Raw genomic sequence first — 11,901 nt, 5'->3', positions numbered from 1 at the left:
GCACGGACCTGCCGGTGCCACCGCCTCCGCCGCCTCCAGCGGTCGATACCAGCCTGCAGGCGTGCCGCCAAGGCGACCGCGACGGCACGCTGTACGTGCAGGTCTACGACGAAGCCACCCGCGCACGCGCGGCGCTGGTCGGGGCACCGGGTGCAGGCAGCGGCGTGCGCGTGCACGGCATCGAGAACGTGGTGAGCACGGCGACGGCACGCAAGGCGCGGCCGCCGACGCCGTACCGCACGCCGACGCTGATCGTGCACGACCTGCCGGGACGGCAGGCCTGCGCCGAGGCGCTCGCCGCCTGGGTCCAGCAGCAGATCGAGCCTTGGTACGGGAAGGACAATCCGATCGCCATCGCACCGCTGCCCTCGCGCTTCCAGCCAGTCAACGGCGTGCTGGAGCTGTGGTTGCCGCCGGTGGACAGCACCTACGGCGGCCGCCGCGAAACCTCGACATGGGCCGACACGCAGGCGCGCTGAGCGCGTCAGTCCTGCGCGGCTGACGGCGCCGGATACAGCAGGTAACGCTGGCGGAGGATGCCGAACTCCACCAGCCCCAGCCGCCAGCGTGCTTCGATGGCGTCGAGACTGTCGCCGCGCGCGATGGCCTCGCGCAGCCACGGCACGCCGGCCAGGCGATCGAAGAACGGCGGGTCGCCGGACAGGAAGGCGAAGTCCTTCGGATGCTGGTCGTGCAACGCCTTCAGTACGGCGATGCCGGTGCGCACCGGACGGAAAGCGGTACGATCGGTGACGTGCAGCTGTACACCCGCGCACGCCTCGCCCGCATGCTTTGAGAAGCTGGGCGTGAACCAGGTGGGACGGAAACGCACGCCGGGCAGGTTCAACGCGTTGAGGCGTGCGGCGAGCGCTGGCGCATCGACCCACGGCGCGCCCAGTGTCTCGAACGGCCGCGTGGTACCACGTCCTTCGGACACGTTGGTGCCTTCCAGCAGGCCGGTGCCGGGATAGACCAGCGCGGTGTCGGGCGTCGGCATGTTGGGGGACGGCGGCACCCACGGCAGCGCGCCGTGCAGCGGTTCGTCGCCGCGCTGCCAGCCCTGCATCGTCACCACGTGCAGCTCAGCGCCGATGCCGAACTCGGTGTTGAACAGCGTGGCCAGCTCACCCAGCGTCATGCCGTGGCGCAGGGGCATCGGGAACATCCCAACGAACGAGGCCAGCGCCGGATCCAGCACCGGCCCTTCGACCAGCACGCCGCCCATCGGATCGGGACGGTCGGTGACCACGACCGGGATGCCGGCGAGCTTGGCCGCGCGCATCACCCCGGCCAGCGTGTACGGATACGTATAGAAGCGCGTGCCGACATCCTGGATGTCGAACACCAGCACGTCGATGCCGGCGAGCATCTCCGGCGTGGGCTCGCGGTGGTCGCCGTACAGGCTGTGCACCGGCAGGCCGGTGACGGCATCGCGCGAGGACGCCACCTTGTCGCCAGCCTGCACATCGCCACGCACGCCGTGTTCTGGACCGAACAGTGCCACCAGCTTGAAGTCCCGTTGCGCAGCGAAGCGATCCACGCTGCTGCGCAGCTGTGCGTCCACGCCGGTGGCATTGGTCACCAGCCCCACGCGCTTGCCGCGCAGCAGGTCCAGGCGCTCCTCCAGCAGCACGTCGATGCCGAGGCGCGGTGCGGCGACGGCGCAGTCGCAGGCGGATTCACCCACCGTTGGTTCCGCTGGCAGCGCGGGTGCCACGGCACCGGCGCAGAGCAGCGCCAGCATCAGGCCGCGCACCGTGGGGCGCAGTGCAGCATGCAGCGGACGAGGGAACCGGCGCATAGTGTCACCACCGTTTGCTATGGTTGTCGCGACGATAGCAGCCTGCGTCCGTCACCGTGCAAGGGGATATCCGCCGGTGCAGACGCCTTCTTCCGTTGTCAGGTGAGGGATCCGATGTCCCGTACGGCGAAACGCATCATGCGCAGCATGTCTTTCCTTGTCATGGCCGGCGTGCTGGCCCCCGCAGCGGCCCAGCCGGCATCGAACCGCCTGGGCGTGTCGCCGTCGGCGCAGTCGCAGGACTTCGTGGCGAACAAGCAGCCGTTCCAGCTGCACAGCCTGCTGACCGAACAGCGGCATCCGCGCAACTTCGACCTGAGCGCTCGCATCGCCGCGGATACGGCCGACGGTCTGGCTTCGCTGCTGGCGGTGGACGAAGACATCGCGAAGGCACTGCTGGGCGTGGCCGACGATCCCGCGCGGCTCGCCACGCTGGAGGCCGCGTCGCGCGACATCACCCGCACGCTGCGCGAGGGCCATCGCCTGTACTTCTACGGCACCGGCTCCACCGGCCGCCTGGCCGAGACCATCGAAAGCGGCCTGTGGCGCCCGTTCTGGCAACGCACGGCGGCCTTGCCGCTGATGGCGAAGATCGAGGCGCGCTACCCCGGGCTGGGCGAGCGCGTGCGCGGCGAGATCACCGGCGGCGATCGCGCGCTGATCGCGTCGCTGGAAGGCTTCGAAGACATTCCCGAGATCGGCCGCCTGCAACTGCAGGACAACGGCATCCAGCCGCAGGACCTGGTGTTCGCCGTCACCGAAGGCGGCGAGACCTCCGCGGTGATCGGCACCGCACTCGCCGCCGCCGACCAGGCCGGCGTCGACGCACGGCGCACGTGGTTCGTCTACAACAATCCCGATGACGTGCTGCGCCCGTTCGAACGCAGCCGTCGTGTGCTGGACGACGCGCGCATCACCAAGGTTCCACTGCCGACCGGGCCGCAGGCGATCACCGGTTCCACCCGCATGCAGGCCACGACGACCAGCCTGTACGTGCTCGGCGTCGTGCTGGAAGACGCCACGCGCACGTTGCTGCGCGATGCACTGACCGCCGACGAACTTTCAGCGCTGGGCTTCGGCGAGGCCAGCATCGCCGACCGCCTGCGTGGCTTTACCACGCTGCAGCAGACCGCTGCCGCCGCCGCACCCAAGCTCGCCGCGTGGACAAACCGCGAGGCCGCCAGCTACGCCGGCGGACACCGCAGCACCTACCTCGCGACACGGGCATTGATGCCGGTGTTTGTGGACGTGACCGAGCGCGCGCCGACGTTCCGCCTGGGGCCGCTGGATCCGGTCAACGCGACCGAGCGCCGCTCGTGGATCCAGGTGTGGACGCCGGCCGCCGATGCATCGCAGGCATGGCAGGCGCTGCTGCACCGGCCGTTCCACGGCCTGGACAAGGCGCTGTACCTGCCGCCGTTCGAAACCGGTATTCCCGATCCTTACCTTCGCGAGGCCGCGCTGCGCGGTCTGGCCAATGCGGGCGACGAACAGCAGGCGCTGTACGACCTGTCGTATTCCCCAGCAAACATGCAACGCAACGCGCCGGCCGCTGGCGATTCCGGTGCGCTGATCCTGCTGGGGGATGAAGCGCACCAGCAGGCCAACCGGCAGTGGCTGGAGGCCGCCACCGCGGCAGGCGCGGAGCTGGTGCTGTTCTCCGTATCCGCGCGTCCGCTGGAGTCGGGCGTGCTGCGCGATGTCGCCGCCCTGCCCCGTCCGGTGCCGGTGATCGCGGTAACGGTGCCGCAGCGCGATGCCTTCGAACTCAACCAGACCATCGTGCTGAAAATGCTGCTCAACGCGCATTCCACCGGCGTGATGGCCAAGCGCGGCCGTGTGGTCGGCAACACCATGACCAGCGTGCAGCCGGGCAACCTGAAACTGATCGGCCGCGCGACGTGGCTGATCCTGTCGCACGTCAACGGCGTGCTGGAAACACCGGCGTGGCGCGACGCACATGGCACCACCGCACCGCTGTCGTACGCAGACGCCAACGCCGTGCTGTTCGAGGCCATCGAACAGCGACGCAACGCCGCCGGTGCATCCGGCCTGCCGGAAGTGGAGCTGTCGGTGGTCGCGGTGCTCGAAGCGCTGAAGACCGGCGCCTCCGTCGATTGGACCGCCGCGGCGACACGCCTGCGTGCGGAAGGCCTGAATCGCTACCTGGCGCCCTACACCACGCGTTGATGCGCTTGCTCACGTGATGCCGATGACGCCATCGGCATCGACAGACGAAAGGCCGTAGGAAAACCCTGATTTTTCGTGAACAGGGCGCAGCGCGTCGTGTTGCGTGTCCGTCGTGTCGAGGTGCGGGCGTTGTCCTTCATGCAGGAGGGATCCCCAGCCACAACGCCAAGGACAGCATCATGCCCATCATCGATACACCTATCACGCTCGAGAACCTGCGCCATCTGGAGTTGCGCGAACGTTTCCGCGACGACTGGCGCCTGAACCCCGAGATCTACTGGCCTTTCCTCCGCCCCTGCACCGTCAAGCTGCTGCTGGTCGCGGACGGTACGCTGGACTTCTCGGAAGCCGACTTCGGCCTCTCCACTTTCGTGCGCTCGCTGCTCGCCATGCCGGGGCGTCACGCGCGCTTCGAGATCACGCTGGCGCACATCGACAACGTCTCCGGCACGCGGTTGATGTCGGGCGAGAGCCGCATCGCCCAGCGCATCCCGTCCATCAAGTTCGACAATGCTGCGCACTTCGGCACTGGCATGTACGACACGGTGTTCCTGTTCGGCTTCAACACCAGCTACGGCGGCCGCGGCGCCGGCTATCCGTCGGACCGTCTGTCCGACAACGAACTGCGCGCACTCACCCAGTTCATGAATGCCGGCGGCGGCGTGTTCGCCACCGGTGACCACGGCGCGCTGGGCAAGGCACTGTGCCATGCGGTACCGCGTGCACGCGGCATGCGCCTGTGGCAGTCCACGCCCGGCGTCGGTGGCGAGGATGAAGTCAGCATGGGCGGCCCGCGCCGCAACGACACCAATCGGCCGCCGGGCGCATCCTCGTTCGAGGACCAGTCCGACGACGTACCTCAGACCATCCAGCCGCGCATGTACTCGCGCCGCAACGGCCTGTTCCGCTACACCTACCCGCATCCGCTGCTGTGCGGACCGCGGGGCGTGATCCGGGTCATGCCCGATCATCCGCACGAAGGCGAATGCGTCGAACCCTCCGCAACCGGTGCCAACCTCAACTTCGGCGGCGCCCTGGGAGCGGAGTATCCCGCCGCCATCGACGGCGGCCCGTGACCGCTGCCGGAGCTGATTTCCACCAACAGCGTGCTCGGCGGCACGCGATCCGGCAAGGATCCGACGCACTCTCAGACCTTCGGCGGCATCTGCGCCTACGACGGCCACCGCGCCGGCATCGGCCGCGTGGTCGCCGATGCGACGTGGCACCACTTCGTCAACGTCAACCTGGTTGGACTGTTCAACGACAGCGGTTTGGCACCCGGGCATGTATGGCGCAACGGATTCCTGTCGTCGGCGAGCGGCCAGACCCACTTCGAAGAGATCAAGTCCTACTACCGCAACCTCGCCGTGTGGCTGTCGCGGCCCGAGCGCATCCGCTGCATGAACTCGCGCCTGTACTGGACGCTGTTGTGGGACGAGCGCGTGATGGAAGCGGTGCTGACGACGACCGACATCCCGCTGGCCAAGCTCGATCTGGGTTCGATCCGTCTGATCGGCCAGCATGCGCGTGACGTGCTCGGCCGCTTCGCCGGGCGCTGCCAGGGCGTACGGCTGGCATTGGACCTGCTGTACGAACGGCTGCCGCCGCTGATCCCCGACATCGATCCGTGGTGGCCGGAACCGGGTCCGCTGCACGAGAAGTTCGATGGCGTGGAATGGCTGGACGGCACCCAGCTCTTCGACATCGCGATTGGCAGCGCGCTGGTGGCGCTGCGCGAAGCCTTCCCCTCGCCCGACGAAAAGTCGGTGCGCAAGCTGGAAGGCGAGCAGATCGAAAAGGTGTTGCAGGAAGGCGTTGGTGCTGGCGTGAAACGCGCACTGGAATCGATGGTCGCATCGGCGGAGCTGCTGGCTTCCGTGCCGAAGCACGCTGCAGCGCAGAAGACGGGCAAGAAACGCTGATGGGGAACGGGACATCGGCGGCTGCCGATGTCCCGTGCTGGCCTCAGGGCTTGTCGCGGGCGCGGGCGAATGCCGCGGCCAGCGCGTTGTCCGCCGGCGCAACGGCAGCCTTCGCAGGCGACGGACCACGCCGCTGGTCACGCGGGTTGCCGCGATCCGGGCCACGCGGCGGACGTTGATCGTTGTTGCGGGCCTCGCGCGGCGCCTGTGGCGCGGGCGTGTCGTCGAGGCGGCGCGTCAGCGCGATGCGCTTGCGGGCCACGTCGACCTCCAGCACCTTCACCTTGACGATGTCGCCGGCCTTGACCACCTCGCGCGGATCCTTCACGTAGCGGTCGGCCAGCGCGGAGATGTGGATCAGGCCGTCCTGGTGCACGCCGATGTCGACGAAGGCACCGAACGCGGCGACGTTGCTGACCACGCCTTCCAGGATCATGCCTTCGCGCAGGTCCTTGATGTCCTCCACGCCGTCGGCGAAGCGCGCGGCCTTGAACTCGGGGCGCGGATCGCGGCCGGGCTTTTCCAGTTCCTTGAGGATGTCGCGGATGGTCGGCACGCCGAACTTCTCGTCGGTGAACTGCTCGGCCTTCACCGCGCGCAGGAACACGAGGTCGCCGACGATCTGCTTCACCTGCCGGCCGCTGCCGGCGAGGATGCGTTCGACCACCGGATAGGCTTCCGGGTGCACGGACGAGGCGTCCAGCGGCTGGTCGCCGTCGGCGATGCGCAGGAAGCCGGCGCATTGCTCGAAGGTCTTCTCGCCCAGGCGTGGCACCTCCAGCAGCGCCTTGCGGCTGCGGAACGCGCCGTGCTCGTCGCGGAAGCGCACGATGTTCTCGGCCACGGTCGACGAAAGCCCCGACACCCGTGTCAGCAGCGCGGCCGAGGCGGTATTGACGTCGACACCGACCGCGTTGACGCAATCCTCGACGCGCGCGTCCAGCGCACGCGCCAGGCGGAACTGGTCGACGTCGTGCTGGTACTGTCCCACGCCGATCGCCTTCGGCTCGATCTTGACCAGCTCCGCCAGCGGATCCTGCAGGCGGCGCGCGATGGACACCGCGCCCCGGATGCTGACGTCGAGGTCCGGGAACTCCTTCGCCGCGAACTCGGACGCCGAGTACACCGACGCGCCGGCTTCGCTGACCACGATCTTGTCCATCTTCAACTCGGACGCCTGCTTGATCAGGTCGCCGGCCAGCTTGTCGGTCTCGCGGCTGGCGGTGCCGTTGCCGATCGCGATCAGGTCGACCTGGTGCTTCGTGCACAGCGCGCGCAACACATGCAGCGACTGGTCCCACTGGCGCTTGGGTTCGTGCGGATAGATCGTCGCGGTATCGACCAGCTTGCCGGTGCGGTCCACCACGGCGACCTTCACGCCGGTGCGCAGGCCGGGGTCGAGGCCGAGCACGGCCTTGGGTCCCGCGGGCGCGGCCAGCAGCAGGTCCTTGAGGTTGTCGCCGAACACGGTGATGGCCTCGGCTTCGGCCTTCTCGCGCGCCTGGTTGAACAGGTCGAGCAGCAAGTGCATGTGCAGCTTCGCCTTCCAGGTCAGGCGGCAGGCATCCAGCAGCCACTTGTCCGCGGCGCGGCCCTGCGCGGACACACCCGCGTGCACCGCGACGCGACCTTCGGCCTGCTGATGGCCGGCCTCGGCCTCCATGCCGGGATCGAGGTCGAGCAGCAGGATCTCTTCGCGACGCGCGCGGAACAATGCCAGCAGCCGGTGCGACGGAATCCTCGCCAGCGATTCGGCGTGGTCGAAATAGTCGCGGTACTTCGCGCCTTCGTTCTCCTTGCCGGTGGCCACCTTCGCGCGGATCACGCCAACGTCGGTCATCCAGCCACGGAGCTCGCCGACCAGCGCGGCGTTCTCGCCCCAGCGCTCCATCAGGATGGCGCGGGCGCCGTCGAGCGCGGCCTTCGCGTCGGCAACGCCCTTCTCGGCATCGATGTAGGCGGCGGCCGCAGCTTCCGGCACCTGGGTGGGATCGGCGAGCAGGCCGTCGGCGAGCGGCTCCAGTCCGGCCTCGCGCGCGATCTGCGCGCGCGTGCGGCGCTTTTGCTTGTACGGCAGGTACAGGTCTTCCAGGCGCGCCTTGCTGTCGGCGGCTTCGATGTCGGCGCGCAGTTCGTCGGTGAGCTTGCCCTGCTCTTCGATGCTGGCGAGCACGGCGACGCGGCGGTCTTCCAGTTCGCGCAGGTAGGTCAGGCGCGTTTCGAGGTTGCGCAACTGGGTGTCGTCCAGCCCGCCGGTGACTTCCTTGCGGTAGCGGGCGATGAAGGGCACGGTGGATCCTTCATCGAGCAACGCGATGGCGGCTTTCGCCTGTGCGGTCTGCGCGCCGATCTCGGCGGCGATGGTGGCGGCGATGTGCTGGGCGATCTGGGGATTGCGGTCTTGCATTGCGTCCGTACTGGAAAAACCCGATGGACCGGGTGGGACATCGATTGTCGCAACGGATGGCGCCCGGGGAAACGGGTTGACAGGCCCAAACAGAACGGGCCGCTTTCGCGACCCGTTCTTTCACTGCATGGACGCGATGCCGGTTACGAACGCACCGGCAGCACGCGGACCTCGACACGGCGGTTGGCCGCACGACCCGAATCCGTGTCGTTGCTGGCGATGGGGTAACGCTTGCCCATGCCGACGATCTCGAAGCGCTCGCGCTGCAGGCCCTGGCCGATCAGGTAGTTGCCGACCGACGCGGCACGCTGTTCGGAGAGCCGCTGGTTCACGGCATCGGTGCCGATGCTGTCGGTATGGCCGCTGACTTCCACGATGGTCTGGTTGTACTCGCGCAGCGTGGCCGCGACGTTGTTGAGCGCCGGGTAGAACTGCGACTTCAGGTCGGCCTTGCCGAAATCGAAGGTCACGCCATCCGGCAGGTTGAGCTTGATGACATCACCGTCGCGGCTGACGTCGATGCCGGTGCCGGCGGTCTGGCGGCGCAGCTCGGCTTCCTGGCGGTCCTGGTAGGCACCGATGGAGCCGCCGGCGAGTCCGCCGACACCAGCACCGACCAGCGCACGCTGGCGGCGTTCGGTGGCGTCACCGCCACTGAGCAGGCCGGCGACCGCGCCGATGCCGGCACCGATCAGCGCGCCGCGCTGGGTGCGGTTGGGATCATTGGGGTCGTTGGTCTGGCCGGTATAGCTGGCGCAACCGCCCAGCATCGTGACGGTAAGGGCCGCAAGGGCGCCGGTCTTCAGCATCGTATTCATGAATCCTCCTGTGTGGCCTGCGGGGTGACGCGGAACGGGGGCAAGCCTACCCACCGGAATGTTCACTTCATGCGATTTGAGCCCTGTTCATTCAGGTGGCGGCGAGGATCAGGACAACAGCGCGCTGGCAGCGGGCGCATCCAACGTCTGCTCCCAGTTCCCCATTAGCGACAGGTACAGCAGCTTGTCGAACTCGGGGCCGAAGCGGCGGATCACGGCATCCGGATCGGGAACCAGCTTGGCGTCCGCAATGAGGCCGAAGTGCACGCGGCCGTTGTAACTGAGGATCGACACACCGATCCCGATCGAGCCTGTCTGTGGCACCCAGAACATCATGTCCCGCAGACGCGAGCCGCCCATGTACAGAGGCTGCTGAGGGCCTGGGACGTTGGTGGCCACCGCTGTCGCCTTGCGCGAGAACAGCTCGAGCGCGACGCTCTGGATGGCCGAAGGCGCCATACCAAGTGCCGCAAGAAGCCCAAATGCAACAATGGCTTGACGTGAATTCTTGAGGTCTCGCATGCACCCTGCAACGCGCTCAAGACGGCGAATCGGATTGTCTTCGCCGACCGGGAGATCAAGAAAGACCAGGCCGAAGTGGTTGCCCAGCTTCTTGGCATGCTCCAGCGGACGGAGGTTCACCGGCACGGTGGCGCGCAGGGTGACGCCGTCGAGCTGTTCGCCGCGTTCGATCATGTAGCCGCGCAGGGCACCGGCGGCTGCGGCCATCAGCACGTCGTTGACGGTGCAGTCGCAGGCGCGGCCGACGGCCTTCACTTCTTCCAGGTCCAGCGGCTCTGCCCAGGCGACCCGCTTGCTGACACCGAGCTTGCCGCGCAGCAGGGTCGGCGGATCGTCCGACAGCGACAGCGCATGCAGCAGTTCGCGACCGATCTCGCCGCCCTCCTTCGCCAGCATCGTCGCCAGCGTGGGGTCCTGCATCATCTCCATGCCCTTGCCGAGCACCTTGCCGCCGATCTGTACGTAACGGTCGATGGCGCCGACGCGACGCACGACCTCCGCGCCGTCCTTCTTCAGCCAGGCCGAGCGCAGGTCCTTGCCGGCGTCGGGCTTGCGGCTGGTATCGGTCAGCGACAACAGCACCTGCACCAGCGCGATGCCGTCGGCGTAGCTGTGGTGGATGCGCGCGACCAGCGCCGAGCCGGTGCCGTAACGTTCGATCAGGTGGAACTGCCAGAGCGGCTTGGTCTTGTCGAGTGGCGTGGACGCCATCTGGCTGGTGAAGCGTTCCAGCGCCTTCTTCTCGGACTTCGGATCATGCCGGCCCGGCAGGGCGGACAGCCGCACGTGCCAGTCGAGGTCGAAGTCCGGATCGGTGACCCACGAGGCTCCCGCCGGCGTATCGACGGCCTTCTGAAGGAAGCGCGGATAGGCGAGGAAGCGTTTCTTGATGACCCGTTTCAGCGTGTCGAGCGTCATCGGCTCGTCGAACATCAGCACGCCGGTGATCATCATCGGATTGGTCGGACGACACATCCGCAACCAGGCCGTATCCACCCGCGACATCGACTCGCGACGCGGCTTTGCCGGCGCCTTTTTCGTGGCCATGCTTGCCCTCCTCTCCCGCGCCGAGTGAAGCACGCGGCGGCGAAAGGCGTCAACGCGGCTCAGTCGCCGGTCTTGCGGTAGGCCGCCAGCGCGCCATCACGGCCCGTGGCCAGATCGACGATGGGATGGCGCGGATAGTCCGGTGCCAGCTTCGCCAGGAGATCGGGCTTCTGCCACGGCGCGAAGCGCAGCGGCACCGGGACGTTCGCCAGTTCCGGCACCCAGCGCGCGATATAGATGCCTTTCGGGTCGAACTTCTCCGCCTGCGTCACCGGATTGAACACGCGGAAATAAGGCGCGGCGTCGGCGCCCGTGCCGGCCACCCATTGCCAGCCGAGTGTGTTGTTCGCCAAATCGGCGTCCACCAGCGTGTCCCAGAACCAACGTGCTCCGTGCGACCAGTGGTAGCGCAGGTGCTTGGTCAGGTAACTGGCCACGATCATGCGCACGCGGTTGTGCACGTAACCGGTCGTCCACAACTCGCGCAGGCCGGCGTCGATGATCGGCACACCGGTGCGACCGCGCTGCCACGCGGCGAGGTCGACGGCATCGACCTTCGCCCAGTCGAAATGCTCGAAACGCGGATTGAGGTTCTGCGTGGTGGTCTGCGGAAAATGGTGCAGCAGGTGGTAGGCGAACTCGCGCCAGCCGAGTTCGCGGATGTAGCCGTCCATGTCGGCACTGTTGGCAGCGGTGCGTACGCGCTCGAGTTCGGCGGTGATGCGCCAAGGCGCGACCTCGCCGAAATGCAGGTGTGGTGACAGGCGCGAGGTGCCGGCGCGGTCGGGGCGATCGCGACCGATGCGATAGCCGTTGAGCGCGCCATCGACGAAGATCTCCAGCGCCTCCCGAGCGCCCGCCTCGCCGGGCGTCCACGCGTTCCAGAAACCGGCATCCCAACCGAGGCGCGGTTGCAACGACAGTGTTTCGAGCGCCTCGCCTCCGAGGGAGGCATCCACCGCAGGCAGCCGTGACGGCGCATCCCACGGCGACGGCACCCGCCACTTCGTCAACGCCGTACGCCAGAACGGCGTGAACACCTTGTAGGGCTGGCCTTGTTGCGTGGCGATATCCCACGGCTCGATCAACAGGCTGCCGTTGAAACTCTCCACGCGGAGCCCCTGGTCGCGCAGCGCCTGCTTGATGGCGGCGTCGCGCGGCTGCGTGGCGGGTTCGTACTTCCGGTTCCAGAAC

At 67.8% G+C, this 11,901-nt stretch carries 9 protein-coding genes; 4 read left to right on the top strand and 5 right to left on the bottom strand.

Features of this window, described 5'->3' with window-relative positions; translation table 11 throughout:
- The coding region (locus AX730_RS15110) for a hypothetical protein (RefSeq protein ID WP_232310276.1) at window positions 1–479 on the top strand (479 nt) is incomplete at its 5' end.
- A gap of 5 nt (window positions 480–484) precedes the next feature.
- Here the strand turns inward: AX730_RS15110 and AX730_RS15105 are convergent.
- The gene (locus AX730_RS15105) at window positions 485–1,801 is read right to left on the bottom strand and encodes an exo-beta-N-acetylmuramidase NamZ family protein (protein ID WP_062357921.1); all 1,317 of its coding nucleotides are present in this window, start codon (window positions 1,799–1,801) and stop codon (window positions 485–487) included.
- 147 nt (window positions 1,802–1,948) lie between these two features.
- On the opposite strand from AX730_RS15105, the gene AX730_RS15100 reads away from it, so the two are divergent.
- From AX730_RS15100 to AX730_RS15090, 3 genes are all read left to right on the top strand, one after another.
- The gene (locus AX730_RS15100) at window positions 1,949–3,991 is read left to right on the top strand and encodes an N-acetylmuramic acid 6-phosphate etherase family protein (RefSeq protein WP_198147214.1); all 2,043 of its coding nucleotides are present in this window, start codon (window positions 1,949–1,951) and stop codon (window positions 3,989–3,991) included.
- Window positions 3,992–4,170: 179 nt separating this feature from the next.
- Window positions 4,171–5,067, top strand: coding sequence for a hypothetical protein (locus AX730_RS15095; protein ID WP_062357917.1), 897 nt, complete (start codon window positions 4,171–4,173; stop codon window positions 5,065–5,067).
- A 30-nt stretch (window positions 5,068–5,097) separates the two neighbouring features.
- Window positions 5,098–5,913: a hypothetical protein gene (locus AX730_RS15090; RefSeq protein WP_062357915.1), complete on the top strand. Its 816-nt coding sequence runs from the start codon at window positions 5,098–5,100 to the stop codon at window positions 5,911–5,913.
- A gap of 43 nt (window positions 5,914–5,956) precedes the next feature.
- Here the strand turns inward: AX730_RS15090 and AX730_RS15085 are convergent, their stop codons facing one another.
- The 4 genes from AX730_RS15085 to AX730_RS15070 all read right to left on the bottom strand — a co-directional run.
- Window positions 5,957–8,320, bottom strand: coding sequence for a Tex family protein (locus AX730_RS15085; RefSeq protein ID WP_062357913.1), 2,364 nt, complete (start codon window positions 8,318–8,320; stop codon window positions 5,957–5,959).
- 143 nt (window positions 8,321–8,463) lie between these two features.
- Window positions 8,464–9,138 carry a YiaD family glycine zipper/OmpA-like lipoprotein gene (locus tag AX730_RS15080; protein ID WP_062357912.1) on the bottom strand — a complete coding sequence of 225 codons (675 nt, stop codon included), beginning with the start codon at window positions 9,136–9,138 and terminating at the stop codon, window positions 8,464–8,466.
- A gap of 108 nt (window positions 9,139–9,246) precedes the next feature.
- The gene (locus tag AX730_RS15075) at window positions 9,247–10,707 is read right to left on the bottom strand and encodes a WS/DGAT/MGAT family O-acyltransferase (protein WP_062357910.1); all 1,461 of its coding nucleotides are present in this window, start codon (window positions 10,705–10,707) and stop codon (window positions 9,247–9,249) included.
- 59 nt (window positions 10,708–10,766) lie between these two features.
- Window positions 10,767–11,901: cryptochrome/photolyase family protein (locus AX730_RS15070; RefSeq protein WP_062357908.1), on the bottom strand; the 1,135-nt coding region annotated here is incomplete at its 5' end.

The organism is Pseudoxanthomonas mexicana, from assembly GCF_001556105.1.
GTDB lineage: Bacteria > Pseudomonadota > Gammaproteobacteria > Xanthomonadales > Xanthomonadaceae > Pseudoxanthomonas_A > Pseudoxanthomonas_A mexicana_A.
The sequence above is the reverse complement of the archived record's forward strand: the minus strand, read 5'-3'. Positions and strand labels throughout refer to the sequence as shown.

Coding starts and splice junctions, on each gene's coding strand:
- AX730_RS15105 (WP_062357921.1), bottom strand. CDS start 1,801: ATGCGCCGGTTCCCTCGTCCGCTGCATGCTGCACTGCGCCCCACGGTG.
- AX730_RS15100 (WP_198147214.1), top strand. CDS start 1,949: ATGTCTTTCCTTGTCATGGCCGGCGTGCTGGCCCCCGCAGCGGCCCAG.
- AX730_RS15095 (WP_062357917.1), top strand. CDS start 4,171: ATGCCCATCATCGATACACCTATCACGCTCGAGAACCTGCGCCATCTG.
- AX730_RS15085 (WP_062357913.1), bottom strand. CDS start 8,320: ATGCAAGACCGCAATCCCCAGATCGCCCAGCACATCGCCGCCACCATC.
- AX730_RS15080 (WP_062357912.1), bottom strand. CDS start 9,138: ATGAATACGATGCTGAAGACCGGCGCCCTTGCGGCCCTTACCGTCACG.
- AX730_RS15075 (WP_062357910.1), bottom strand. CDS start 10,707: ATGGCCACGAAAAAGGCGCCGGCAAAGCCGCGTCGCGAGTCGATGTCG.